This window comes from Kitasatospora sp. NPDC001527 (assembly GCF_040298605.1).
In the GTDB taxonomy this organism is placed as follows: domain Bacteria; phylum Actinomycetota; class Actinomycetes; order Streptomycetales; family Streptomycetaceae; genus Kitasatospora.
Window position 1 is genome coordinate 39,043 of the sequence record NZ_JBEPAM010000005.1, and the last position, 25,578, is coordinate 64,620.

Annotated in this window: 22 protein-coding genes; 6 read left to right on the forward strand and 16 right to left on the reverse strand. The window is 75.3% G+C overall.

All coding sequences use genetic code 11. The features are described from left to right. Window positions 1-32: 32 nt before the first annotated feature. Window positions 33-689: an NADPH-dependent F420 reductase gene (locus ABT238_RS06825; RefSeq protein ID WP_350559292.1), complete on the reverse strand. Its 657-nt coding sequence runs from the start codon at window positions 687-689 to the stop codon at window positions 33-35. A gap of 145 nt (window positions 690-834) precedes the next feature. On the opposite strand from ABT238_RS06825, the gene ABT238_RS06830 reads away from it, so the two are divergent. Further along, on the forward strand, window positions 835-2,466 hold the full coding sequence (locus ABT238_RS06830) for an outer membrane protein assembly factor BamB family protein (protein WP_350755860.1): 1,632 nt from the start codon (window positions 835-837) through the stop codon (window positions 2,464-2,466). 54 nt (window positions 2,467-2,520) lie between these two features. Here ABT238_RS06830 and ABT238_RS06835 read toward each other — a convergent pair whose 3' ends face one another. The 10 genes from ABT238_RS06835 to ABT238_RS06880 form a co-directional block, all read right to left on the reverse strand. Further along, entirely contained in the window at window positions 2,521-2,853 is a 333-nt protein-coding gene (locus ABT238_RS06835; RefSeq protein ID WP_350559298.1) for a hypothetical protein, read from the reverse strand. A 114-nt stretch (window positions 2,854-2,967) separates the two neighbouring features. After that, window positions 2,968-4,347 (reverse strand): aldehyde dehydrogenase family protein, encoded by a 1,380-nt coding sequence (locus tag ABT238_RS06840; RefSeq protein ID WP_350755862.1) that lies wholly within the window; start codon window positions 4,345-4,347, stop codon window positions 2,968-2,970. 46 nt (window positions 4,348-4,393) lie between these two features. Further along, a complete protein-coding gene (locus ABT238_RS06845) occupies window positions 4,394-6,130 on the reverse strand; it encodes an asparagine synthetase B family protein (RefSeq protein WP_350755864.1) in 1,737 nt (578 codons plus the stop codon). Between the two features lie 69 nt (window positions 6,131-6,199). After that, on the reverse strand, window positions 6,200-6,763 hold the full coding sequence (locus tag ABT238_RS06850; protein ID WP_350755866.1) for a hypothetical protein: 564 nt from the start codon (window positions 6,761-6,763) through the stop codon (window positions 6,200-6,202). Between the two features lie 63 nt (window positions 6,764-6,826). Then, window positions 6,827-7,669, reverse strand: coding sequence for a hypothetical protein (locus tag ABT238_RS06855; RefSeq protein WP_350559310.1), 843 nt, complete (start codon window positions 7,667-7,669; stop codon window positions 6,827-6,829). Window positions 7,670-7,698: 29 nt separating this feature from the next. Then, complete coding sequence (locus ABT238_RS06860; RefSeq protein ID WP_350559313.1) at window positions 7,699-8,874, reverse strand: hypothetical protein; 1,176 nt, start codon at window positions 8,872-8,874, stop codon at window positions 7,699-7,701. After that, window positions 8,871-10,022: a hypothetical protein gene (locus tag ABT238_RS06865; protein WP_350755868.1), complete on the reverse strand. Its 1,152-nt coding sequence runs from the start codon at window positions 10,020-10,022 to the stop codon at window positions 8,871-8,873. The genes ABT238_RS06860 and ABT238_RS06865 overlap by 4 nt, the downstream gene beginning before the upstream one ends. Further along, window positions 10,019-10,690, reverse strand: a complete 672-nt coding sequence (locus ABT238_RS06870; protein ID WP_350559319.1) for a cupin domain-containing protein — start codon at window positions 10,688-10,690, stop codon at window positions 10,019-10,021. Before ABT238_RS06870 ends, ABT238_RS06865 begins: the two co-directional genes overlap by 4 nt. A gap of 136 nt (window positions 10,691-10,826) precedes the next feature. After that, window positions 10,827-11,906 carry a polyprenyl synthetase family protein gene (locus tag ABT238_RS06875; RefSeq protein WP_350559322.1) on the reverse strand — a complete coding sequence of 360 codons (1,080 nt, stop codon included), beginning with the start codon at window positions 11,904-11,906 and terminating at the stop codon, window positions 10,827-10,829. After that, window positions 11,903-12,346, reverse strand: coding sequence for a hypothetical protein (locus ABT238_RS06880; protein WP_350559325.1), 444 nt, complete (start codon window positions 12,344-12,346; stop codon window positions 11,903-11,905). The genes ABT238_RS06875 and ABT238_RS06880 overlap by 4 nt, the downstream gene beginning before the upstream one ends. Before the next feature lie 354 nt (window positions 12,347-12,700). On the opposite strand from ABT238_RS06880, the gene ABT238_RS06885 reads away from it, so the two are divergent. Then, the gene (locus ABT238_RS06885) at window positions 12,701-13,078 is read left to right on the forward strand and encodes a hypothetical protein (protein ID WP_350755870.1); all 378 of its coding nucleotides are present in this window, start codon (window positions 12,701-12,703) and stop codon (window positions 13,076-13,078) included. A gap of 79 nt (window positions 13,079-13,157) precedes the next feature. Here ABT238_RS06885 and qcrB read toward each other — a convergent pair whose 3' ends face one another. Then, window positions 13,158-14,735 (reverse strand): cytochrome bc1 complex cytochrome b subunit, encoded by a 1,578-nt coding sequence (qcrB, locus tag ABT238_RS06890; protein ID WP_350560048.1) that lies wholly within the window; start codon window positions 14,733-14,735, stop codon window positions 13,158-13,160. A 449-nt stretch (window positions 14,736-15,184) separates the two neighbouring features. Here qcrB and ABT238_RS06895 point away from each other — a divergent pair, with 449 nt between their 5' ends. Then, on the forward strand, window positions 15,185-15,532 hold the full coding sequence (locus tag ABT238_RS06895; RefSeq protein ID WP_350559331.1) for a hypothetical protein: 348 nt from the start codon (window positions 15,185-15,187) through the stop codon (window positions 15,530-15,532). Between the two features lie 117 nt (window positions 15,533-15,649). Next, window positions 15,650-16,015 carry an ArsR/SmtB family transcription factor gene (locus ABT238_RS06900; protein ID WP_350559334.1) on the forward strand — a complete coding sequence of 122 codons (366 nt, stop codon included), beginning with the start codon at window positions 15,650-15,652 and terminating at the stop codon, window positions 16,013-16,015. A 41-nt stretch (window positions 16,016-16,056) separates the two neighbouring features. Here the strand turns inward: ABT238_RS06900 and ABT238_RS06905 are convergent, their stop codons facing one another. From ABT238_RS06905 to ABT238_RS06920, 4 genes are all read right to left on the reverse strand, one after another. Continuing rightward, entirely contained in the window at window positions 16,057-19,956 is a 3,900-nt protein-coding gene (locus ABT238_RS06905) for a non-ribosomal peptide synthetase family protein (protein WP_350755872.1), read from the reverse strand. Window positions 19,957-20,129: 173 nt separating this feature from the next. Beyond that, the gene (locus ABT238_RS06910) at window positions 20,130-20,534 is read right to left on the reverse strand and encodes a tetratricopeptide repeat protein (RefSeq protein WP_350560050.1); all 405 of its coding nucleotides are present in this window, start codon (window positions 20,532-20,534) and stop codon (window positions 20,130-20,132) included. Between the two features lie 147 nt (window positions 20,535-20,681). Continuing rightward, the gene (locus ABT238_RS06915) at window positions 20,682-21,914 is read right to left on the reverse strand and encodes an RCC1-like domain-containing protein (protein ID WP_350755874.1); all 1,233 of its coding nucleotides are present in this window, start codon (window positions 21,912-21,914) and stop codon (window positions 20,682-20,684) included. A gap of 190 nt (window positions 21,915-22,104) precedes the next feature. Continuing rightward, window positions 22,105-23,007: a LysR family transcriptional regulator gene (locus ABT238_RS06920; RefSeq protein WP_350559343.1), complete on the reverse strand. Its 903-nt coding sequence runs from the start codon at window positions 23,005-23,007 to the stop codon at window positions 22,105-22,107. Between the two features lie 65 nt (window positions 23,008-23,072). On the opposite strand from ABT238_RS06920, the gene ABT238_RS06925 reads away from it, so the two are divergent. Together ABT238_RS06925 and ABT238_RS06930 are read left to right on the forward strand one after the other, a co-directional pair. Then, window positions 23,073-23,858: an NAD(P)-dependent oxidoreductase gene (locus ABT238_RS06925; RefSeq protein WP_350755876.1), complete on the forward strand. Its 786-nt coding sequence runs from the start codon at window positions 23,073-23,075 to the stop codon at window positions 23,856-23,858. Between the two features lie 491 nt (window positions 23,859-24,349). Continuing rightward, window positions 24,350-25,444: a sugar ABC transporter substrate-binding protein gene (locus ABT238_RS06930; protein WP_350755878.1), complete on the forward strand. Its 1,095-nt coding sequence runs from the start codon at window positions 24,350-24,352 to the stop codon at window positions 25,442-25,444. Window positions 25,445-25,578: the final 134 nt, after the last annotated feature.

A 25,578-nucleotide genomic window follows, 5' to 3' on the forward strand; every position in this document is an offset into this window, starting at 1 on the left:
CTCTCCGGAGGGGGCGGGGGCGCCGCCGTCCGCTACTGCGCGCGCTTGAAGGCGTAGTTGAACTCCGTGGTGCCGAAGGCCCCCATCAGCCGGATCCAGAACGGCATCGTCATCTCCATCGCCCGGGCAGCCGTGATGTCGCCCAGGTCGATCACCCACGCGGCCGGCCAGCCGAAGGTGCCCAGCAGTTCCACCGTCCGCGCCTTGGCGTCCGCGTCGTTCCCGGCCACGAACAGGTTGTGCTCGCCCTCCAGCCGGGCCGGGTCCACCATCAGCGGCGCGGTCAGCGTGTTGAGCGTCTTCACCACCAGCGCCTCGGGGAACTCCCGCTGGATCCGCTCGCCGACGCTGTCGGTGTTCACCGGGTCCAGCGTCAGCTCGCCCTCCGGCGAGAAGACCAGCGGGTTGGAGAGGTCGATCAGCAGCTTGCCGGCCAGGTGCTCCGCCCCCGCCGCCCGCAGCGCCTCCACCGCCACCGTGCCCGGGGTGGCGTTCAGCACCACCTCGCCGGACTCCGCGGCGTCCGCGAAGGTGCCGTGCCGGCCGTTCGGCCCGGCCTGACCGGCCCACTCCACGGCCGCCTCGTTGTCCTTGCTGCGCGAACCGAGCGTCACCTCGTGGCCGAGCGCCACCAGCTTGTCCGCGATCGTCCGCGCGACCCCACCCGTCCCGATGATTCCGTACCGCACCTGCCGTACCCCCTGTCACTCGGACCTCTGGGGCACCGACGATAGATCACCGCGGTCCCCGCGTCCGGCGAACGCCGCGAACGGGCGCCCGCCGACTGGACCACCCCGGCTGGTGAGGGCGACCGGCCCGCCGAACCATGGCGCCATGAACCGCACCGCCCGCCCGTACCGCCCGAGTGGCCGGAGCCGCCCGGCCCGGCTCCTGCCGCGCGCCGCCGCGCTCCTCACCGGCCTCGCCCTGCTCGGCCCGCTCGCCGCCGGCACCGCCCGCGCCGACGTCACCACCATCTCCTTCGGCACCGATCGCACCGCCTGGGACCGCTCCGAACCGTTGCTGAGCCCGGCCGAGGTCGACAAGCCGGACTTCGGCGTCCGCTTCTCCACCCAGCTCAACGGCCAGGTCTTCGCCCAGCCGCTGGTGATCGGCGACCTCGTCGTCACCGCCACCGAGACCAACCACGTGTACGGCGTCGACGCGAACACCGGGAGGATCGTCTGGCACCGCGAGATGGGCCCGGCCTGGGCGTCCGCCGCGATCGGCTGCTCGGACCCCGGCCCCAACGTCGGCACCACCTCGACCCCCGTGTACGACCCCGCCACCGGGACCGTCTACCTCACCAGCAAGGTCGACGACGGCCCCGACGACCACCACCCGCACTACTACGTGCACGCCGTCGACGCCCGCACCGGCGCCGAGCGCAGCGGCTGGCCGGTCACCGTCCAGGGCGACCCGGTCAACGCCCCCGGAAAGCCGTTCAACGCCTACCGGTCCCTCCAGCGCCCCGGGCTCCTGCTGCTGGACGGCCGGCTCTACTTCGGCTTCGGCTCGCTCTGCGGCATCGGCGACTACATCGGCACGGTCGCCGGACTGGACACCCGCACCCGCAAGCTCACCCTGTTCTCCACCGTCGCCGGCTCCGACACCCAGCGGGCCTCGGTCTGGATGTCCGGCAGCGGCCTGGTCTCCGACGGCCCCGGGCGCTTCTTCCTCACCACCGCCAACGGCCAGGGCGCCGGCGCCTCGCCCGCCCCCGGCCCCGGCAACCGTCCGCCCGGCGGCCTCGGCGAGTCGGTGATCCGCTTCGGCGTCGGGGCCGACGGCGGCTTCGCCCCCGAGGACTTCTTCAGCCCCACCGACAACGCCACCCTCGACCGGAGGGACACCGACCTCGGCTCCGGCGGCCCGGTGGCCCTCCCGTCGATGTTCGGCACCGCCGCGCACCCGCACCTGATGGTCCAGGTCGGCAAGGACGGCCGGATCTTCCTGCTCGACCGCGACGACCTCGGCGGCACGGGCCAGGGCCCGGGCGGCACCGACAAGGTCGTCGGCCGCACCGGCCCGTACGGCGGGGTCTGGGGCCACCCGGCGGTCTGGGGCGGTGACGGCGGCTACGTCTACACCGTCGAGAACTACGGCAAGCTGCGTGCCCTCAAGTACTCGGTGAGCGGCGCCGGACTGCCGCAGCTGACCAGTGCCGGCACCAGCGCCGAGGACTACCTGAAGATGTCCGGCTCGCCCGTCGTCACCTCCGACGGCACCCGCAGCGGCTCCGCCCTGCTCTGGGTGATCTGGTCCGGCACCGGCACGTACGGCGAGGGCGGTGAACTGCGCGTCTACGACCCCGTCCCGGTCGGCGGCACCCTGAAGCTGCGCCGCTCCTTCCCGCTCGGCACGGTCAGCAAGTTCTCCGTGCCCGCCACCGACCGGGGCCGGATCTACGTCGGCAGCAAGGACCACCACCTGGTCGCCCTCGGACGCCCCTCGGCCTTCGCCTGACGGCCGCCCGCCCGGTGGGACCGTCCCGCGCCGTGCGGGGCGGTCCACCGGGCGTCAGGTGCCCGGTTCGACGGCGAACAGCACGACCACCACCGCGAGCAGCGCGGCGCCGGGGGCGAGGCCCGCCGGGACGCGCGCCCGGCGGGAGAGGTAGGCGATCGGCCACTGCAGGACCGTCAGCAGCACGGCGGCGAGTAGCAGGCGGTCGGAGAGGGCGAGGCCGGCGTGGGTGCGCGGGCAGGAGCCGGGCCCGTAGCACGCGTCGGTCAGCATCTCGGCGAACCCGCGCAGCGGCAGGACGAACAGCAGGCACGCCGTGGTGACGAGGGTCGACCGCGACGGCACCCGCGTCCACTCGCCCCGCTCCGGGGCCGTTCTCCTCGTCATGACCCGATCCTGCCCGGGAGCCGGCCGCCCGGGCAGGGGACGGGTACTCGGACCGGCTTGCGCGACGTACTCAGCGCCGACGTACTCAGCGCCGACGTATCCGCGGCCGGGGCCTCAGAGCCGGGCGGTCACCGTCTTGGGCCGCTGGTACTCGTGCAGGGCCAGGACGGACAGGTCGGTGCCCTGGCCGGAGGCGCCGCGGCCGCCGTGCGGGAGTTCGGCGCTCTGCGCCAGGTGGCAGTTGATCCAGGTCTCGCCGGCGTCCAGGCGGGCGGTGAGGTCGAGGGCGATGGACAGGTCGCCGGTCCACACGCTGGCGGCGAGCGCCTGCGGCACGGCGTTGGCGAGGGCGAGCGCGGCCTCGACGGTCGGTGCGTGCTGGACGGTGAGCAGCGGGCCGAACACCTCCTCGACCACCGCCGGGTCGTCGTCCGGGAGGTCGGCGAGCAGCCGGGCGGGCCGCCACAGGCCGTCGCCGCGTCCGGGGGCGGGCAGCGAGCGCTTGGCGGCGGAGTCGGCGAGGATACGGTCGTAGCGGGCGGCCTGGTCGGGGTTGTTGAGCGGCCCGAAGTCGCGGCCTGCCTCGCGGGCGCCGAGCGCGGCGGCGAGCGCCTCGACGGTCCGCTCGTAGTTCTCGGCGAGGGTGATCACCCGGGCCGGCGCGGCGCAGCTCTGGCCCGCGTTGTAGGTGCAGGCGGCGGCGAGCGCGGACCAGGTGTGTCCGGGCGCGTCCGGCAGGACCAGCACGGGGCTGTTGCCGCCGAGTTCGAGGCTGACCCGGCGGTGGCCGGCCCGGGCGGCGATGTCGGCGCCGGCGGCGGCGCTGCCGGTGAAGGCGATGAGGTCGACCCCGGCGGCGACCAGCAGCCGGCCGCTCTCCCGGTCACCGGCCAGGGTGGTGAGCACGTCCTCGCCGAGGGCCTCGGCCGCGTGGGCGGCGAGCAGCGCGGCGGAGTCGGGGGTGGTCTCGGCGGGCTTGAGGACCACCGTGTTCCCGGCGGCGAGCGCCGGGGCGCAGCGCCAGGCGGCCATCAGCAGCGGGTAGTTCCACGGGACGACGGCGGCGACCACGCCGACCGGCTCCCAGCGCACCCAGCTCTCGTGGCCCGGCAGGTAGCGGCCGGCGGCGGGGGCGGTGCCGCCGCGCGCGGCGCCCGCGTAGAACCGGAAGAGGTCGGCGACCTCGCGTATCTCCGAGGCCGCCTCCGCCTCGGGCTTGCCGGTGCCGGCCTGCTCCAGCACGGTGTACTCGGTGAGATGACGCTCGATCAGGTCGGCGAGCGCGTCCAGCCGGCGCTCGCGCTCGCGCGGGGTGAGCGCGCGCCAGCGCGGGGCGGCGGCCCGGGCGCGGGCCACGGCCTCGGTGACCTGCCCGGCCCGCGCCGGGACGAGCGTGCCCCGGGTGTGGCCGGTGCGCGGGTCGGTCAGGTGGAGTTCGGGTGCGGCGTCGGAATCGGTGGAGGGAGCGGTGGAGGGAGCGGTGGACGGTGCCATGACGGGGCCTCCCGGGCCGGGACAGCAGGGGACGAGGGGGAGCGGGTCACAGGTCGTAGGCGCGCAGCCAGAGTTCGAGGGTGAGCACCAGCCAGAGCTTGCCGCCCTGGCGCGGCAGCAGCGTGCCCTCCCGGCGCATCCAGGTGCGGACGGTGTCCGGCCGGACCAGCCCGCGCTGCCGGGCGGTGCGCCCGAGCAGCAGGTCGCCGGAGAGCTCGCGCAGCGGCCCGTGCAGCCACTGCTGGACCGGCACCCGCATGCCGCTCTTCGGCCGGTCGACCACCGCGGCGGGCAGCAGGTCCCGCACGGCCTCCTTGAGCACCCACTTCTCCACCGTGCCGCGCAGCTTGAGGGTCGGCGGGGTGGCGAAGGCGTGGTCGACGACCTGCCGGTCGAACAGCGGCGAGCGGCCCTGCACCCCGCGCGAGGCGGTGAGCCGCTCGACCTTGGTGAGGATGTGGTGCGCGCCCTTGGTCCGCAGGTTGCAGTGCAGCAGCTGGTTGAGCAGCGCGTGCATCGGCCCGGGGGTCAGGTAGGGGGCGACGAAGCGGCGCGGCTGCGGCTCCTGGCCCAGGGCGCGCAGGGTGTCGGCGGTGAGCAGCCGGGGCAGGTCCTCGTAGCACTTGCGGTAGGACCGCAGGTAGGCCTCGGCCCGTGCCTCGGGGGCCGGGTCGTCCCGGTGCATCTCGTGGACCAGCATCGGCAGGTTCTTCGGCCCGCCGTAGACCGGGTCGCCGCCCTCGCCGTTGAGCGAGACGGTGATCCCGTCGGCGGCGACGGCCTCGGCGAGCATGAGGTTGGGGACGGTCAGCGGGTCGCCGACCGGGCTGTCCAGCAGGGCGACGGTGTCGGCGAGCCGGGCGGCGACCTCCTCGCCGGAGACGGTGAGGATCCGGTGCCGGGTGCCGCAGTGGTCGGCGACCAGCCCGGAGTACCCCAGCTCGTTGGGCAGCCGGTCGCCGAAGCTGATCGAGTAGGTGTGCACCGGGTGGTCGTGCAGCTCGGCGGCGAGCGCGGTGACCAGGGAGCTGTCGACGCCGCCGGACAGCAGCACCCCGACCGGCCCCCCGGCGGGCAGCCGCCGGGCGGTGGCCCCCTCCAGCAGGGCGCGCAGCTCCCGGGCGTACACCTCGGCGGGCGGTTCCTCGCCCTCGGGCAGGCGTTCGGCGGGCTCCCAGAACGGCTCCTGCCGGGCGGTGCCGTCGGCGGCCAGGCGCAGCACCCGGCCGGGCAGCGCCTCCTGGACGCCGCGCAGCAGGGTCTCCTCGCCGGGCAGGTAGGCGAAGGTGAGGAAGGAGCGGACGGCGGCCAGGTTGAGGCCGGTGCCGAGCGCGGGCCAGTGGCGCAGGGCGCGCAGCGAGGTGGCGGCGGCCCAGCAGCCGTCGGCGCGGGCGTAGAACAGGGTGCGGGTGCCGGTGTGGTCGCGGATCAGCACGAGGTCCGGGCCGTCGACCACGGCGAGCGCGAACATGCCGTCGGCCTGCCGCGGGCCGTCGGCGCCGAGCCGCAGCCACAGGCGCAGCAGCAGCTCGCCGTCGGTGCAGCCGGCGGGCGCGGGGGAGCCGGCCGCGGCGAGGGCGGCGAGCAGCTCGGGCCGGTTGTGCAGGGTGACCTCGCCGACGGCGGTGGTGCCGTCGACGGTGAACGGGCCGGTGGCGAAGCCGGGTTCGGCGGGGAGCAGGGCGGCCTGCGCGCCGTCGGGCGCGGGGGCGCCGGTGAGCGCGGCGAGGTGGGCGCGGGCCCGGTCGGCGTCGGGGCCGGCGCAGGCGCAGCAGCGGGGCATGGTGGTGCGGTGCCTTTCGTCGAGGGGCGGCCCGCGCCGGGGCGGGCCGGGTCCGGGAGCCGGGGCGGCTCAGCCGAAGTCGTCGCCGTCCCAGCCGTCGTCGGAGTCGTTCCAGTCGCCGAAGTCGTCGCCGGAGGCCGGGTCGTCGGCCGCGGGGTCGTCGTGGCCCGCCGCCGCCTCCCCGCCGGCACCGCCGCCCCCGCCGCCGGAGGAGTCGGCGGCCTGCTGCCGGGCCTGCGCGCGCAGTTCCTCCTCCTCGTCCTCGGACAGGGCGTCCGGCGGCAGCTGCGCGGCCGTGATCGCGGCGACGCCGGCCACGCCGAGGGCGCCGACCACGACCCCGAGCCGCCCGCCGAAGGAGCTGCGGTTGAGGGTGACCAGCCCGCCGCCCCACACGGTGCGCCCGTATCCGATGTCGCGGCCGTACTCGGTGGTGCCGTCCGCGTACCGCCGCTTCACCAGGTCACGGCCGAGGGGTTCGTCGGTGCCGGTGCGGCCGAGGCTGTCGTGCCAGTGGATCTGCCGGTCGGTGCCGCGCCGGCGCCACTCGCTGCGGCCGTCCTCGTACCGGCGGTGCACTTGGCCGTCCGCCAGCAGTTCGTCGCGGTAGCCGAGGTGGCGTGCGTTGCTCATGGGTGCGGGGTCCTCACGGATCGGGACGGGACGGGACGGGAGTCGGGCGGCGGGGGCGGGCGCTCAGCCGGTGGGCCAGCTGAGGAAACCGCTGCCGCGCGCGGTGCGCACGCGCCGGCGCAGCGGGGTGCGGCGCGGGCCGGCCGCGCCCGCGCCGCGGAGTTGGCGGATCACGGTGTGCAGCAGCCGGGCCGGGGCCACGGCGGCCAGCTCGATGGTGCGGCCGCTGCCCAGCCAGGCCCGCTCCTCGGGGCGCAGCCCGGCGGGCAGCGGTCCCCGGAAGCCGCGCGGGCCGCGTCCGGAGGTCAGGTGCAGGGTGGTGGCGTGCCGGGGCACCAGGCCCATCGAGCGCACCCGGACGTCCGCGCCCCCGGCCGGCCCGTAGGCCGCCCTGACCTCCTCGAAGCAGGCGAGCCCCGACGGGCTGGCGTCGTGCAGCACGTGCACGACGGCGCCCCCGGCCCGGGCCAGCGCGGCCACCATCCTTTCGTCGAGCGGGAGTTCACCGGCCGCGACGATCGGGCAGGCGGCTTCCAGGTGCAGGTCGTTGGCGAGCAGCATCGCGGTGATCTCCCGGCTCTGGCAGACCAGCAGCCGGGGCAGCCCGTAGTCGTAGAGGTCCGGCTCGGTGCTCGCGGCCCCCCGCGGCGCCTCCGGCCGGGGCGCTGGCGGCGGCAGCAGACCGGGCAGCTCCTCGCGGCGCGCGGCGAGCGCGGCCGCGAACCGGGCGTAGCGGACCGGCGGCGCCAGCGTGTAGGGGATCCGGCGCGGTCCGGCGTGCAGCGGCTGGAGCACCCGGCACAGCTCGTAGTAGAGCTGCCGCTCGGTGTACCGCAGCCCGCCGGGCGCCCCGGCCCGGGTGGCCGCGACGGTCAGCGCGCCGTCCAGCAGCGGACGCAGCGTCATGGGGTTCCTGCCTCTCCTCGTCCCCGCCGTCACACGGGGCCCCTGCGCGGATCCGGGCCGTTCGGTCGGCCCCCGTCCTCGGGCACGTCGCCCGCCCCGGGCTCCGGCCAGGTCATGAAGCCCACGGCCAGCGCCCGGCGGCGGGTCTCCAGCGGGTTCTCCGGCCGGCCCGCGGCCGGGGAGCGCACCGGCCCGCTCCGGAGGGCCGCGGGGTCCCGGGGCGCCGGCGGCGCGGTGATCCGCTCGGCGGCCCGGTCGGCGACGGCCATCAGCCGCTTGGGCGCCAGCGCGGCCAGCGGGGTCCACCAGCCCGCGGCGAACCACTCGCGCTGGCCGGCGGTCAGCTCCGGAACCTCGCGCTCCAGCCGTGCGGACAGCTCCTGCGGCCGGTTCAGGTCGCGCAGCAGCGTGTACTTGTGCTCGTCGACCAGCACGGTGCGCACCGACAGCCCGGCGTCCAGCACCCGCGCACCGGGGCGCGCGGCCCGGGCCTCGGCGACCAGCAGGTGCCCCTGCGGCGAGGCGTCGTGCAGCACCACCAGCGCCAGGCCCACCGGGACGGCGCGCAGGTTGTCGACGATCAGCGCGCGGTGGCGCTCGGGGTAGCCGTTGGCGCGCAGGAACACCCGGACGGTGAGGTCCGGGCAGAGCAGGGCGAACGCCGGGTCGGCGGGCGGCGGCCCGGGTGGCACCAGCGTGTCCTCCACCAGTGCGGCCGGCAGCGCGCCGTAGACCGCCCGCCAGCGGTTCAGCACGGTGTGCCGGAACGCCTCCTGGGTCCAGCGCGACTCCACCGAGGCGTCCGGCGCGGGCGTCCCGGACAGGATCCAGCTGCGCACGCCGAGGCCGATCAGCGTGAGCGCGACGAGTACCAGCAGCAGCGCGAAGCCGGGTGCGTCCAGCACCGCCGTGCCCACCAGCAGCCCGATCGCGCCGAAGCCGATCATCGAGACGGCGTTGCCCTTGTCGCCCCGGAACTTCTGCGGCGGCCGGCCCCGGTGCTGGAGGGCGTAGTTGAGCTGCCCGCTGGTGACGGTCAGCCGGCCCCCGTCGGAGAGCTTCTCCGTCACCTTGCGGATCCGCACGTCGTGCAGGCCGACGCCGTCGAGCTTCGGGTCCAGCGCGAACTCCGCGCGGCAGTACGAGCAGCGGCGCTTGGGGCGCTGACGCTGGAGCAGGTCCTTCGAGCAGTGCGGGCAGATCATCGCGGCACCTCCGGCACCGGCCAGCTGAGGAATCCGACATGGCGGTTCAGCGCCCGCTCGGCGGCCCGCTCGGCCGTCGCCAGGAGCCGTTTGGGCGGGACGGCGGCGAGCGGGCTCCACAGGCCCGCCTCGAACCAGGCGCGCTCCGCCCCGGTGAGCCGCGGCAGCCCCCGCAGCAGCGCCTCCAGCGGCTCGCGCAACTGGTGCGCGTACAGCTGGACGGCCCGGTCCTGCGCCGCGAGCACGGCGCGCGCCGACAGGCCGGCGTCCACCACCGGGCCGTCCGGCCGCGCGGCGCGGACCTCGGCGACCAGCAGACAGCCCTGCGGCGAGGCGTCGTGCAGCACCACCACCGGAAGGTCCTCCGGGAGCTGCCCGGGCGTGGCGACGAGCAGCGCCCCGTACCGCTCGGGGAAGGAGTTGGCGTGCAGGAAGGCGGTCACCGTCGGGTCGGGGCAGAGCACCGCGAGGGCCGCCGCGCCCGGCGGCACGACGGGCGTGACGGCGGAGTCCTCGACGACCCCCTCCGGGAGGCCGCCGTAGACCTCGGCCCAGGGAGCCAGGACCGAGGTGCGGAACTCCGCGGAGCTCCAGGTGGGGCGGTGGTCGAGCGGCGCGGTCCACCGCGCCGCCTCCTGCCGGTCCCGCTCCTGCTGTGCCTGCCATGCCAGTTCGGCCTTCTCCCAGGCGGCCACCGCCTTGCGGCGCCGGGACAGCCGCGCCAGATCGGACGCCGTCGAGCCGAGCGCGAGGAGGCCGAAGAAGCCCACCGGGACGGCCAGGCCGACGAGCCCCTCCAGCACGGTCAGCAGGAGGTAGGCGGCGGTCAGCAGCGCCAGGCCGACGCCGACGGTGGCGGCGATCTCGGCGGGCTCCGTGAACCGCGGCGGGACCGGCCGCCAGGAGGTGCTCCTGCGGGCCACGGGTGAGGGCCGCCCCCGGGGGTGGAGCGCCCAGCGGAGCTGCTCGGCCGTCAGGGTGACCCGGCCCTCGTCGCCGAGCCGTTCGGCGGTGCGCCGCAGCCGCACGTCGGTCAGGCCCCGGGTCCTCTTCGGCTCCAGTGCGTAGGACTGCCGGCACCTCCAGCACAACCGGTTCACGCGATGGCGGGCGGTCGGCAGTTCGGCGGAGCAGTGCGGGCACTTCATCGGCCGGAGTCCTCCAGCGCCGCCGCGAGCCGGCGCAGCCCGGCGGCCAGCCGCTCCCGCCGGCCGACCCGCCCGATCCGCTGCCCGCGCTCCACCGCCCGCAGCGCCTCGGCGAGTTCGTCCTCCGAGCGGCGCTCGGCCTCGGCCGCGGTGATCGCGTAGTCCTCGTGGTCGATGCCGTACCCGGTGTTGGCGGCCAGGATGTTGAGCGGTTCGCGGCCCCGGTTGGCGAAGGAGTGCGGCATCAGCTCGGGTATCCGGATCAGCAGTCCGGGTGTCAGCGGCACCTCCACCACCCGGCGCCGCTCGGCGTCGTACAGGCCGCAGGCGGCGTGCCCGAGGCTGAGCACCAGGTGCTCGCCGCCGTGCGCGTGCGGGGTGAAGGCGCTGCGCGGCGCGACGATGCCGAGCTTGTAGGTGGCGTTCGAGGGCCGCTCCGGCGAGGTCTTGGCGTCGCCGACCAGGTAGTGGGCGAACTGGCCCTCGTCGATGAACCGGAGCAGTTCCTCACCGGCCGGACCGTGCGCGGACGTCGGCCCCAGCTCGCGGGCGCCGTCGCGGTCCGCGAGCAGCACCCGGCCGTCCGGGCGCAGCCGGTACAGTTCGGCGCCCCCCGGCAGCCGTCCGGCGAGCCGTTCGAGTTCCCGCAGACCGGATCGTACGGACATCGGCCACCCCACCCCACCTCGTCGTGTGCGACGTCATCCCCGGTGACGCGGACCGCCGCGCGGCCGGTTCCCGCTCTCCGCGACCGGCGTTGCGGATCTTACGCACCCGAGGTGACAACGCCCAGGGGATCAGGGCTCAACGGCCGCGGGCCACCACGAAGTCGGGCAGCGCGGCGAGGAAGGCCAGGGCCTGCGCCGCCTCCTCGTCCGACGGCTCGGGCGCCCCGGCCAGCACCGCTCCGACCTCCCGCCCGGCGGCCTCCACCAGGCCGGCCGCCGCCTCCCGGGCGCTCGCCACGCAGTCGTACGCCGCCATCCGGTCGAGCAGCCAGTCCACCTCCGCCGCCGCCCCGGGGCCGCGCTGCGCCCGGGTGAGGCTCAGGTGGCGCACCACCCGGGCCCGTTCGGCGGGGGTGGCGCGCTCCAGCAGGTGGATCAGCATCAGGGTGCGCTTGCCCTCCCAGAGGTCCCCGGCGATCTCCTTGCCGTACTCCTCGGCCGCCCCGGTCAGGTTGAGCACGTCGTCCTGGATCTGGAAGGCGGCGCCCAGGTACCAGCCGAACCGGTCCAGCCGGGTCGCCGCCGTGGCCGCGCCCTCGGCGACCAGCAGGCCGGAGCGGCACGGGTAGAGGAAGGTGTACCAGGAGGTCTTCTTCAGGCACATCCGGTAGTAGTCGGTGCTGCTCAGCCCGCAGACGTTGTCCCGGATCCAGCCGATCTCCAGCGCCTGGCCCTCCAGGGACTGGCGGCACATCAGCTCGGTCTCCTCGAACAGCCGCCAGGCCAGCTCCGCGCCGAGCCCGCTCCGGTTGGCCATCACCCGGCGCAGGGCGAGCAGGTGGGTCGCGTTGCCGACGTTCAGCGCGACCTCGACGCCGTACCGGGCGGGGAGGGTGGGGGCGCCGCGGCGCAGCTCGCTGCCGTCCTGGATGTCGTCGTGGACGAGGAAGGCGTTGTGGAACAGCTCCACGGTGACGGCCGGGTTGAGGGCCCGTGCGCAGTGCCCGCCGAAGGCCGCGCAGGTGGCCAGGCAGAGCGCCGCGCGCAGGCCCTTGCACGGGCGGGTCGGATAGTCGGCGGCCAGGTCGTAGAGGTAGGGCGGGCTCTGCGCGGGGATGTGGCGCAGGAGTTCGGCCACGGTCCGCTCGCGGTAGCGGGCCAGCACCTGTTCGACCAGCGGCGCGCCGAGGGCGGGGGGTGCGGCCGGGGCCGTCACCCCTGCGGCCGCTCGTGCGGCCCGGCGCCGGGGGTCCCGTCCGCGCCGTCGCCCGGCCGCGCGGCGCGCTGCGGTCCGAAGGCGTCCTGCAGGCCGCGGTTGGCGAGGCCGGGGGCGAGCGAGCCGAGGCTCAGCAGCAGGTCGAGGACGTCGTGGGCGTTGGCGGTCAGCCGCCGGGCGTGCTCGGAGACCTCGCCGCCGGTGCCCGCGAGCACCCGCTCGCTGACCGCGTCGATGAGCTGGTGGGTGTTGTCCGAGACCCGGCGCACCAGTTGGTCGAACTCCTCCTGGTCGACGCGGTGCTCGCCGGTCAGCCGCTCCGTCGCCGCCTTGGCGTCGGCGAGTCCGGCGGCCAGCTCGCGCTCCAGGACGGCCGCCGCCTCCATCACCGCGCGCGAGCCCTGCTCGCCCCACTCGCTGAACCGACCGGCGTCGGGCATGGCTGACCTCCTGGTTCGCGTCCCGGACGGGGCCGGGGGGCGGGCCGGTCCGGCGCCGGGCAGGGCGCCGCCTCGATCGCCGATGGTACACGGGTGTGTGCGGAGCGTGTCCACGGCGGCGCGCAGTGCCGTCCGCCGCGCGCGTGTGCCGTGGTGCGCGGTCACGGCCCCGGCGCGCGACGGCGCCGCGCGCCGCCTGCCGGCCGGGCGGCTCCCGGGGCCGGCGGTGCGGCGGTCCGGCGAGTCGGGGGCCGGCCGCCGCCCGGTCACTGATAGTGGTGGCCTGCTCGCGGAGCGATCCGCCGGGGGTGGAGGGCGAAACCCGCACGGGACAGCACGGGACAGGGAGCGGTCATGGGTGGCAGGCAGCGTCCGCCGAAGGCGCAAAACGTCCGGCCGGTGGTGGACACCGGGGCGGAGATCGCGAGGTTGGAGGGCTACCTCGCCTGGGAGGCGGAGGTCGCGGCGGCCGCCCGGGACGCCCGGGCCTTCGCCGACCGCTTCCCCTGGCTCCCGGCCGACGACCGCGAGGCGCTGGAGCAGGCGTACGCCGACGACCGGCTGCGCTACGCCGAGGAGGTCGTCGACCGGGCCGTGGGCCGCTGCCGCGAGCTGGCCGCCCGCTACCGCGCCGAGTGCCGCCGGGTCTGCGCCCGCTGGGCGGCCGTCTGCCTGTCCGTGGCCTTCGCCGCGGCGCTGCTCGCCGCCCTCCCGGTGGCGCTGCGCGGCTGACGGCCCGCCACCGCGCGCGAACGGGCCCGCCGCACACCCCTCGGGTGCGCGGCGGGCCCGTTCGCGCGGTGCGCGGGTCTCAGTGGTGGCCGTGGCCGCTGCTGACCTCCCGGTGCTCCTCGGCGGTCGGCTTGGCGATCTGGGCGCCCTCGCCGTAGAAGCCGCGGGAGAGCTTGGCCCGGGTGCGCTTCCACAGCGACACCTTGCGGGCCACCCCGTTCTCGTCCACCTCGGGCGGCAGGACGACCGGCTGCGGCTGGTCGTGCGAGGTGAGGGTGTAGAGCCGCTCCTGCGGCAGCGGCGCGTGCACCTCGATGAACTCGCCGTGCTGCAGCCGCTTGATGACGCCGGTCTCGCGCCCGTGCAGCACCTTCTCCTTGTCCCGCCGCTGCAGGCCCAGGCACCAGCGCTTGGTGATCACGAAGACGATCACCGGGCCGACGAAGAAGCCGATCCGCGCCGCGATGGTGATCGCGTTGATCGACAGGTGGAAGTGGGTGGCGAGCAGGTCGTTGCCGCCGGCGGCGAGCAGGATCAGGTAGAGGCAGATCCAGGCGGCGCCGAAGGCGGTGCGCACCGGCGCGTTGCGCGGCCGGTCGGCGATGTGGTGCTCGCGCTTGTCCCCGGTGATCCAGGCCTCCAGGAACGGATAGGACCAGATCGCCACCAGTACCAGCGGGAAGATCATCAGCGGTACGAACACGCCCATCACGAGCGTGTGGCCCCACAGGCCGATCTCCCAGCCCGGCATGATCCGGATCAGGCCCTCCGAGAAGCCCATGTACCAGTCCGGCTGGGCGTCGGTGGACACCTGGTCGGGCCGGTACGGGCCGTACGCCCAGATCGGGTTGACGGTGGCGATCGCGGCCATCGCCGCGACCACGCCGAACACCAGGAAGAAGAAGCCGCCCGCCTTGGCCATGTAGACCGGCATCAGCGGCATGCCGACCACGTTCTCGTTCCTGCGGCCGGGCCCGGCGAACTGGGTGTGCTTGTGGTAGAAGACCAGGATCAGGTGGGCCACCAGCAGGCCCAGCATGATGCCCGGGATCAGCAGGATGTGCACGGTGAAGAGCCGCGGGATGATCACCGAGCCCGGGAACTGACCACCGAAGACGAACATCTCGAAGTACGAGCCGATGATCGGCACGGCGAGGACCGCGCCCTCCATGAACCGGATGCCGGTGCCGGAGAGCAGGTCGTCGGGCAGCGAGTAGCCCATGAAGCCGTCGAACATGCCGAGGATCAGCAGGCCCGCGCCGAACAGCCAGTTGAGCTCGCGGGGCTTGCGGAACGCGCCGGTGAAGAAGACCCGGAACATGTGCGCGAACATGCCGGCCACGAAGACGATCGCGGCCCAGTGGTGGATCTGGCGGATCAGCAGACCGCCGCGGATCTCGAAGCTGATGTGCAGCGTCGAGGCGTAGGCCTCCGACATCCGGATGCCCTTGAGCGGGACGTAGCTGCCCTCGTAGACCACCTCGCCCATCGACGGGATGAAGAAGAAGGTCAGCCAGACGCCGGTCAGGATGATGATGATGAAGGTGTAGAGGCAGATCTCGCCCAGCATGAAGGACCAGTGGTCCGGGAAGATCTTGCGCAGGTTGGACTTGGACAGGGCGTAGATGCCGAGCCGTCCGTCGGTCCAGTCGGCCAGCGCCTCGGCCTTGTTGGCGGGCTCCGCGCGGGTGCTGGTGACCGGTCCCGGGCCCGGCTGCTGGTCGGCTCTCACGACGGGCTCCCCGGCGTCCGCCGCGGTACGTCCTGGACGCCCGGCCCCGAAACGGCCGGCCGCTGGAGTGATGTGATCATCGGACCTCTCGATACGGGGGTGCCGGGCAGGCCGGCGCGCGGATCCGGCGACCCGCCGCCCCGTTGCTCAAAGTGATGGAGCGCTTACTCTGTCATGCTGTCGGGAGCGCGCCGACTGTGCACGTCCATCGGCCCGTCCGGCCGCTCGTGTCGGCCCGTCCGGGGGTCCGCCGCCCCGCCGCGGGGTCCGGCCGCGGCCCCGATGCTGCGCTCGGGTGCTGTTGGCGGCGCGGTGAAGCGTTTCGGCGCGCGCCGCGCCCGAGGAGGGTGCGGGGCCGGGCCTACGCTGCGCCAATGGTGGAACACCGGGAACTCTTCGAGGACGTGACAGCCGACCTGGCCAGGGCCGGCTTCGACACCGGGCGCGGGCCCTCGGGCCTGCGGATCGACCGGGGCCCGCAGGGGGTGGTGGTCGGCTGGCCGCCCGCCGAGGGCGCGGCCGGCGACCCGCCGCCCGCCGAGGGCATCCGGGCGGCGGTCACCGGCGCGGTCGCCGCCGTCCTGCGCGAGTCCGGCTACCGGGTGGCGCAGCCGGGCCCGGACGAACTGCTCGTCACCGCCGGCCCCGCGCCGCGGGTGCCGCAGGGGGCGGAGGAGCCCGGGCGCGAACCCGCCGCCGTCCCCGAGCAGTGGTGGGGCTGAGCGGAGGCGGGGCCGAGCGTGGTGGGGCCGACCGCCCGGGCCGGGGGCCGGATTGCCCCTGCTCCCGGCTGAGTGCAACCATGTGGTTGCCACTGCTGGACGGCCGAGGAGCAGCCCGTGAACGACACCGCGACGGCACCCCCCGGCCCCGGCGGCACGGCGGTCGACGGTGTGCTCGGCGCGCTCGCCGACCCGACCCGCCGCCGGCTGCTCGACCTGCTCGCCGACCGGGGCGAGGCCACCGCGACCACCCTGGCCGGGCGGCTGCCGGTCTCCCGGCAGGCCGTGGTCAAGCACCTCGCGGTGCTGGACGCCGCCGGCCTGGTCGCCGGCCACCGGACCGGCCGCGAGGTGCGCTACGCCGTCCGCCCGGCGGCCCTGGACGACACCGCGCGCTGGATGGCCGGCCTCGCGGCCGACTGGGACCGGCGCCTGGCCCGGACCGGCACCCGTGACGGGACGCCCGCGCCGCCCGGGGGCTGACGAGCGGTCCCGGGCGGCGCGGACGAGGTCCGGACGGCGGGTCAGTCCCGCGCCACGGCGGCGATCGCCGCGGCCAGCTCCGCCACGCCGGGCTCCCGCAGCACGCCGTAGTGGTCGCCGGCCAGCCGCACCGTCGCCGGCTCGGCCGCCGACCAGCCCGAGCTGCCCTCGATGAACGAGTAGTCGTCACCGGTGGCCTTGAAGACGGTCACCGGCGCCGACAGCCGCCGCTCGGCCAGCTCGCGGAAGCTGTAGTCGAACTCGTACGTCTCCCCGACGATCCGGGCGATCCGGCGGATCAGCTCCTCGTCGAGGTCCGGCAGCAGCCGGTGGACGAACGCGGCGAAGCCGTCCTCGTCGCGCACCTCGGCCAGGCACCGCTCCAGCTCCGGCCCGTGGACCGACCCGGCGAACACCGAGTACAGGATCGTCAGGTACGCCGGGTTGCGGTACGAGGACTCGCGCCCGTACCGCTCCCCGTCGGCGCGGCGCAGCTCCGGGTTGCCCGGGCAGATCAGCAGCAGGTCCGCCACCCGCTCCCCGGCCCGCTCCAGCTGCCAGGCCGCCTCGAAGGCCACCCGGGCGCCGAAGGAGTACCCCCAGAGGGTGTACGGGCCGTGCGGGCGGATCCGGCGGATCTCCGCCAGGTCGGCGGCGGCCATCTCCCGGATCGTCGGGTACGGCGTCTCCCCGGGGTTGATGCCGTGCGACTGCACCCCGAAGAACGGCCGGCCCGAGCGCCCGGCGAGCGGCCGCAGGTTCATCGGGTAGCCGCCCAGCCCCGGCCAGCAGAACACCGGCGCCCCGGCGCCCTCGCGGTGCAGCGGCACCAGCCGCGACACCGGCGCGCCCGCCGACCCGCCGGCCGCCCGGGCGGCGTCGATCCGCGCCGCCAGGTCCGCCAGCCCCGGGCACTCGAACAGCACCTGGAGCGGCAGCCGGGTGCCGAACTCCCGGTTCACCCGGTTGACCAGCGCCACCGCGATCAGCGAGTTGCCGCCCGCCGCGAAGAACTCGTCCGCCGCCGAGACGGCCTCGTACTTCAGCGCCGCCGCCCACACCCCGGCCAGCCGGCGCTCGGTCGGCGTCGACGGCGCCACGAACGGCGCGCCCGTGCCGGCGTCCCGGACCCGCTCGGCGGCGGCCAGCGCCTTGGCGTCCACCTTCCCGTTCGCGGTCAGCGGCAGCTCGTCCAGCACCAGCACCCGGTTCGGCACCATGTAGTCCGGCAGCACCGCGGCCAGCTCGTCCCTGATCAGCTCCGCCGGGCCCTTCATGTGCACGGCGTCCTCCCGCATGCCCTCGCTGCGGACCTGCTCCTCGCTCACCCGCCCGCCGAGGAAGAAGTACGACGGACCGGCCGCGATCCCGCACCCGGCCAGCACCGTCTCCATCCGCCGGGCGGACGGCAGCGGGTGGCCGCTCTTCGAGCTGTAGCCCGAGGACATGAACCCGAAGCCCAGCGCGTTGCGCTGCAGGTGGTGCAGCCGGGTGCCGAGGTCGATGTACTCCAGCCACGCCTCGGCGGCCCGGCTCACCGCCGTGACGCCGAACGCCGCCCGCCGGTACACCTGCTGGTTGATCGCGATGACGTGCCGGGACTCCACCACCGCGTCCGAGATCCGGGTCAGCTCGCCGCCCTCGTACCGGTACAGACCGGCCGGCAGGCCCTCGACCCCGCCCGGATGGGCCTGGACGAACAGCTCGGTGTCGTCCCGGCGCGGCCGACCGTCGTCCGGGACGATCGTGAAGCTGCCCAGGTAGTAGTCCTCCTCGGCGACGTCCAGCCGCCGCTGCACGTCCGGCTCGTGACCCAGCGGACGCACCGCCAGCCCGTACTCCGGCAGCACCTCCTCCAGCACGCCCAGCATGTGGCCGGTCTCGAACTCCAGCACCTCCTGGATGTTGTTGCGGTACACCGGCTCGATCGCGCCGCGCCGGCCCAGGAAGTGCACGGCCAGCGGAACGTCCCCGGCGGCCTCGCCGACCCGGACCAGGGTGTGGTCCACCGGGTGGTAGTAGTAGACGCCCGCGGCCGGGCCGTGCGAGCCGTCCGTCTCCAGGTACAGCTGGGTCGCGTACAGCGCGCCGGGGGAGGCGTACGCGTACTTGGGCAGCAGCCGCTCAGGGCTGTGGAACTGCCCGAACCAGCGCAGCACCGGGCCGAGTTCGGCGAGCGTGACGGCCTCCTCGCGCAGCCCCGCCGGCGCGGGCGCCGGGCGCGGGGCGGCGAGCAGCGCCAGCAGGTCGTCCCTGGTCACCGCACCGCCCTCGAAGAAGCGGTAGGTCTTGCGGGCGAACGTCTCCCGGCGCTGGCGCCCGGTCTCCCGGCGTCCCGGCAGCTCCACCACCGGCCGCCCGGCCAGCTCGGCCGCCGTGCGCACGCCCGGGTTGGACAGCTGCGCCTTCACCTGGAGCTTGCTCGCCTTGGACTGGTGGTGGCCGCCGTGGTTGCCCTGGTCCATCAGGGCGGCCTCCTTCGGGTTCAGCTCCACGCAGGCCACCAGGTTCCGGTGCCCCGTCCGCGCGTCGTCGGTGACCACGGCGGCCGCCCGGCGCACCCAGGTGTGCTCCTCGATCGCCAGCGCGATCTCGTCCAGCTCCACCCGGTAGCCGCGCAGCTTGACCTGGTTGTCCACCCGGCCCGAGCACTGCAGCGTGCCGTCCGGGTTCCACTGCGCGAGGTCGCCGGTGCGGTACAGCCGCTCGCCCGGCAGGTGCGGCGAGGCGACGAACCGCTCCGCCGTCAGGTCCGGCCGGTTGAGGTAGCCCCGGGCCAGCTGGACGCCGCCGATGTACAGCTCGCCGGTCGCCCCGACCTCCACCGGCGCCAGCTGCTCGTCCAGCACGAAGCAGCGGGTGCGGTCCACCGGTACGCCGATCGGCACCGAACCGGCCCCGTCGCCGAGCGCCCGCGGGTCCACCCGGTGGGCGGTCGCGTTGATCGTGCACTCGGTCGGGCCGTAGAGGTTGACCAGCGCGGCGTCCGGCAGCGCGGCCGTCAGCGCCCGGGCCAGGCGCACCGACAGCGCCTCGCCGCCGGAGTAGATGCCGCGCACGGTCGTGCAGTCCACCAGCCGCTCGGTGTCCAGCAGCGCCTGGAGCAGGGTGGGCACGCACTGCAGGGTGGTCACCCCGTGCGCGAGCACGGTGTCGACCAGCGCCTCAGGGTCGCGGTAGACGCCCGGCGCGCCCATCACCACCCGCGCGCCGGCGGCGGGCGCCAGGATCTCCCACTGGGCCGCGTCGAAGCTCATCGGCGTCTTCTGCAGGACGACGGCGTCCGGGCCGAGGTGCCCGGCGTCGGCCAGCCAGCGCAGCTGGGAGACGATGCTGTGGTGCTCGATCATCACGCCCTTGGGGCGGCCGGTGCTGCCGGAGGTGTAGATGACGTACGCCAGCGAATCCGGGGCCGGGGCGGTGGGGCCGTGCCCCTGGTGCGGGATCGGGTGCGCCCCGGGGTGGCCGGGGTGATCGGGGTGATCGGGGTCCTCCGCGGCGTCCGGCAGGTCGGCCGAGGTGACGATCCGGGTGCCCGGCGGGACCAGCTCGGCCAGCCGGGCCCGCAGGTGCTCCTGCGTGACGATCACCCGGGTGCCGCTGGACTCGATCATCCAGCGGATCCGCTCCTGCGGGTACTCCGGGGACAGCGGCAGGTAGGCGGCGCCCGCGTGCAGGATGCCCCAGGCCCCGGTCATCAGCTCCAGGGACGGCTCGGTGTACAGGCCGACGCAGTCGTCGGTGGCCACCCCCAGCCGGTACAGCTGCGCCGCGAGCGCGTCGGCGGCCGCGTCGAGCCCGCCGAAGGTGAGCCGGCCGCCCTCGCCGGTCACGGCGGTGGCGTCGGGCCGGGCGGCGGCCTGGGCGCGGAGGAGGTCGGGCAGGCAGAGGGAGCGGCGGGCGTCGAGGAGGACGGCGGACAGGACGGACTCTGCGGTCATGAGGGGGTTCCCTGAGGTCGGGCCGATACGGCCGCCCGGTGCGCCGACCGGGCGTGACTCCCAAGGTCGGCCGCCCGGTGTCCCGACCGCCTGGGGCGACGGCCGCTACCCGGCCCTCGTTTCCGCCCGGGCCGGGAGGCGTTCCGGTCCCGGGTGTCCCGGGCACGTCCCGGTCAGGAGGCCTGCGGCTCCGGGTCCCGCTCGACGCGCCGCCAGCCGCGGACGGCGACCGTGTCGGGGTGGTCCTCGCCGAGGAGCCCGGTGAAACCCCGCAGCGCGTCCTCGCGAAGTTCCGCGGACTCGCCGTACCGGCCCGGGTCGTGCAGGGTGACGGCCAGGTTGGACCGGCAGGCGAGCACGTCCGGGTGCGCGGTGCCGTAGAGCCCGATGAACCCGTGCAGGGCGGCCCGATCCAGCTCCTCCGCACGACCGGTCCGCCGCGCCCGCGCATGCGCTCCGGCGAGGGCGACCACGGCGGTGAGCGTGGACGGATGATCGGATCCAAGGACGCGGGCCAGGCCGTCGAGTGCCAACCGCCCCGGTTCGACGGACGCTGCGAGGTCCCCACAGCGGCTCAGGTACCGGGCGACGAGAGTCGGCTCCGCCGGCGCTGCCGTTCCTGCCCGACGGCCACCGGCGCACCGTCGGCCTGCTGCGCACCCACGCGGCCACGGCCGCCGTTCTGCTGGCCCACAGCCGCCGTCGTAGCCGCACTGGTCCGGGTGCTACGGCACGGTGATCGCCAGGGTCGCGTCGTTGCAGGCCGCCACCACGGTGGCCTTGCGGCCGATCGGGAGGGCGACCGGGACCGGCAGCAGGTGCGGGTCGCTGGTGGTGCCGGTGCCCGCCTCCCCGTAGATGTTGCGGCCCCAGGAGAAGGCCTTCCCGGTGACGGTCGCCGCCGCGCTGTGGTGCATGCCGCCGGCGACCGAGGCGACGGCCGTCAGGTCCTCGGCCCAGATCGGCCCCGGCCGGTGCCAGGTCATCTCCCGGCCGGGGCCCTGCTGCGTGCTGTAGCCGTTGCCGAGCTGGCCCGCGAAGTTGTTCCCCCAGGTGTAGAGGGCTCCGGCCGTCGTCACCGCCAGGCTGTGCCGGTAGCCGGCCGCCACCTGGCGGATGTCGTTGGCGAGATCCCACACCGGTACCGGCGAGGTGCGGGTCTCGGTGGTGTTGTCGCCCAGCTGACCGGCCACGTTCAGACCCCAGGCGTAGGCCCGGCCCCCGGAGATCGCCAGGGTGTGCTCCGAACCGGCGGCGAGCGAGGACGCCGTGAACGGGGTGACGCCGTCGGAGTGCACCACCGGCCCCGGGACCTTGTTGTCGCCGGTCCGGCCCAGGACGCCGGTCCTGAGGCTTCCCCAGGTGTACACGACGCCGTCCGCGCCGATCGCCGCGCTGTGCGAGTTGCCGGCGGTCACGTCCACGGCGGCCACGCCGCCCGGCAGGGCGATCCGCTTCGGTGAGCGGCCGGCGGCGAGGGTGCCGTCGCCCAGCTGGCCCGCGCCGTTGGCGCCGAACACGTAGACGCCGCCGTCGGAGCCGGCGACCAGGCTGTGCCGCTCGCCCGCCGAGACCGCCCGGGCGGTGACCCCGGCGGGCAGCGGGACCGTCCCGGGCGCGAGGCGGCCGGTGAGCGTCCCGGTGCCCAGCTGGCCGGCGTCGTTGTAGCCCCAGGAGTACGGGGTGCCGTGGGAGTCGATGGCGAGGGTGTGCAGGAAGCCCACGGAGAGGGCGGTGAGCGTCACTCCGGCGGGCAGGGCGGTGGCGGTGGGCGTGGCGCGGTTGACGGAGGTGCCGTCGCCGAGCTGGCCGTAGCCGTTGAACCCCCAGCCGAGGGCGGTGCCCGCGGTGCCCGGCCGGGTGGCGCCGGCCGTCCCGGGCAGGGCGGCGAGCAGGGCGAGGGCGGGCGGCAGGGCGAGCAGGGCGCGGCGGGAGACGAGGGCGCGGTCGTGGGACACGGGGACTCCTTGGCGGGCGGAGAGGGGCCAGCGCTCCGGGGCGGCCGGATCAGCGAACCGCGTCCGGCCAACTCCCGCAAGCCGCAGATGGTTTGAGTGCCCGTTCGGGGATCGCTTCCCGCCGGTTCCGCCGTTGTCCGCACTGCTGCGGCCCGGACCAGGACCGGATCGGGGCGGGATTAGGGCGGGGTCAGGGCCGGGGCGGGGCGGTGGCGGCCGCCGTCAGGTGGGTGAGGAAGGCGGTCACGGCGGGCGGGGCCGAGCGGCCGCGCAGGGTGGCGGTGCGCACGACGCGCACGGGCGTGTCCTCCGGGTGCAGGGGGACGAGGGCGACGTCCGGGCGGGTCGCGCGGGCGGCCATGGCGGGGATCAAAGTGGCTCCGAAACCGGCGGCGACCAGGCCGAGTTTGGCCGTCCAGGCGGCGACCTCGTAGGCGATCCGGGGCCGGAAGCCGCTGCGCACACAGGCCGCGAGCAGGGTGGACTCGGGGTGGCGGCTGGCCGCGATCCAGGGCTCGTCGGCGAGTTCGGCGAGCCGCAGCCGGTCGCGGGCGGCCAGCGGGTGGTCCGGCGGGAGGGCCACCAGCACCGGGTCCTCGACCAGCGGCCGCAGCTCGAACTGCTCGGTGTCGTAGGGGTGTCCGGGGTAGGCGGCGACCACCGCGAGGTCGATCGCGCCGTCGCGCAGCCGCTCCAGCAGGTCCGCCGAGAGTCCCTCGGTGAGCGCGATCCCGATGCCCGGGTGGGCGGTGCGGAACGCCGCCAGTGCGGCCGGCAGGAGCGCGGCGTTGGCGCTGTCGAAGGCGCCGACCCGCAGCCGGCCCAGGCCCAGCTCGGTGAGCGCCGCCAGCTCCTGGCGGCTGCCGTCCAGCCGGTCCAGCATCGCCTCGGCGTGCGGCAGCAGGGTGCGGCCGTGCTCGGTGAGCCGCACCCCGCGCGCCAGGCGGTCGAACAGCTGGGCGCCGAACTCGGCCTCCAGGGCGGCGATCTGGCGGGATATCGCGGACTGGGTGAAGCCGAGGTGCTCCCCGGCGGCGGTGAACGAGCCCAGGCGGGCGGTGGTGCGGAAGACGTCGAGCCAGGCCATGTCCATCCCGCATGGATAGCATGCGAGACATTCGCTTGTCGCCTGGCTCCGGGATTCCTAGCGTGGAGGCCATGGAGAAGATCGCATTTCTCGGCCTCGGCCGGATGGGGCTCCCGATGGCCCGCCGACTCGCGTCCGCCGGCCACGCGCTGACGGTGTGGAACCGGACGCCGGGCCGGGCGGAAGAACTGCCGGGGGCCGCCGATCCGGCGGCGGCGGTGCGCGGCGCGGGCGTGGTGATCACGATGCTGTCCGACCCGGCGGCGCTGGCGGCCGTCGCGCGCCGGTTCGCCGGCGAGCTGGTGCCCGGCACGGTGTGGGTCGAGATGTCCTCGGTGGGGCCCGGCGCCGTCGCCGAGGTCCGGCGGCGACTTCCGGACGGGGTCGGGCTGGTGGACGCCCCGGTGCTGGGCAGCGTCGGCCCGGCGGCGTCCGGCGGGCTGACGGTGCTGGCGGGTGGCGAGCCGGTGGACGTCGGGCGGGTGCGACCGGTGCTGGAGCGGCTCGGCACGGTGGTCGACTGCGGCGGGCCCGGCTCGGGCGCGGCGCTCAAGCTGGTGGTGATCGGCGCGGTGATCGGGGGCGTGGCGGTGGTGGCCGAGGCGCTGGCGCTGGCGCGATCGCTGGGCCTGCCGGAGGAGTTGGCGTTCGGCGCGCTGGCCGGCGGTCCGCTGGGCGGGGTGGTCGGGCGGGCGCGGGCGACCGACGCGGACTTCCCGGTGCGGCTGGCGGCCAAGGACCTCGCGCTGGCGGGCGGCGGGCCGGTGCTCACGGCGGTGCGCGAGCGGTTGCTGGCCCACCCGGAACTCGCCGAGCAGGACCTCGCCCGCTGGGTGGACGCCGTGCGGGCCGGCTGAGCGGGCCGGTCACCGCCGGCCCGGCCGCCGGGGAGGTCACGGGGGTGCCGCCCCGGCGGTCCGGTCGGGCTCGGGCGGCTCAGGCCGCCCGGCGGGTCACCGTGAAGCCGGTCCCGGCCCGCCGCACCTCGGCGGCGCCCGACCCGGCGAAGTGCGCCGGGATCACCGACTCCCGTTCCTTCCGTGCGTCCGCCCTGGTCGGCCGCGCGCCGATGGCGGCCGGCCGGGCCGACGGATGATCAAAGACTTGAACACGTGATCGTGTTCGCCCTGATCCCGTCAAGAGGGTTGCCGGCGCCCGCTCGTGGGGATGCGACTCGAAGGATTCGCCGGATTTCCGGGGTGGGCGGGCGCCCATGGGGAGTTCACGAAGGTAACGAACGAGCCGGGATTGTCCCGAGCTTGGATTTACTTCTTGACGGTGCATGACATGTCCGGGTTAACTCCTGCCACCTCGCCGCTTTGGTGCGGCCCTGTCAAGGAGGGTTCCCATGAACGCAACGACGCGTCGCGTCCTCGTCGGCACCGCCGCACTCTCCCTCGCCCTGTCCCTGGCCGCCTGCGGCAAGGCGGGCGGCGACAAGCAGGACACCGCGGGCTCCGGGGACACCAAGGCCATCGGCCTGCTGCTGCCGGAGAACGCCTCCTCCAGCCGCTACGAGTCCTTCGACCGCCCGTTCATCGAGGCCAGGGTCGCCTCGCTCTGCCCGGACTGCAAGGTCCGCTACAGCAACGCCGAGGGCAGCGCGGCCAAGCAGAAGCAGCAGTTCGACACCCTGATCGCGGAGGGCGTCAAGGTGATCGTGCTCGACGCCTTCGACGCCAAATCCACCCAGGCGTGGGTCAAGGAGGCGGCGGGCAAGGGCGTCAAGGTCATCGCCTACGACCGCCTGGCGACCGGCCCGGTCTCCGCCTACGTCTCGTTCGACAACGAGAAGGTCGGCGAACTCCAGGGCCAGGCCCTGCTGGACGCGCTCGGCGCCGAGGCCGCCGAGGCGAACATCGTGATGATCAACGGCGACGAGGCCGACCCGAACGCCGCGCTCTTCAAGTCCGGCGCCCACAAGGTCCTCGACGGCCGGATCAAGAAGGTGGTCTACGAGCAGTCCGGCGAGTGGAAGCCCACCGTCGCCGGCCAGAAGGCCGGTGCGGCCATCACCCAGCTCGGCAAGGACGGCTTCCAGGCCGTCTACTCCGCCAACGACGGCATGGCCGGTGCGATCATCACCCAGCTCAAGGCCGCGGGGATCAGCGTCCCGGTCGGCGGCCAGGACGCCGGCCTCGACGCGATCCAGCGCATCGTCGCCGGCGACCAGGCCTACACCATCTACAAGGCGTACAAGCCGCTCGCCGAGAGCGCCGCCGAACTGGCCGTCAACCTGCTGCGGGGCCAGGACGTCAAGGGCGTCGCCACCGGCAGCGTGGACAGCGCCACCGACCAGGGCATCCCGGCCAAGCTGCTGGAGCCGAAGGTCGTCACCAAGGCCGACATCAACGGCACCGTCGTCGCCGACGGCCTCTACAAGGTCGCCGAGATCTGCACCGCCGACTACGCCGCGGCCTGCGCCGCCGCCGGCCTCAAGTGACGGTCGGCCGCACAGTGACCGGCGCGCTCAAGTGACCGGCGCGCTCAAGTGACCGCCGCGCTCAAGTGACCGACGGCCGGGGCCGGTCGGCCCGACGGCCGTTCACCCGCCCCGCGCCGCCCCGTCCCTCCCGG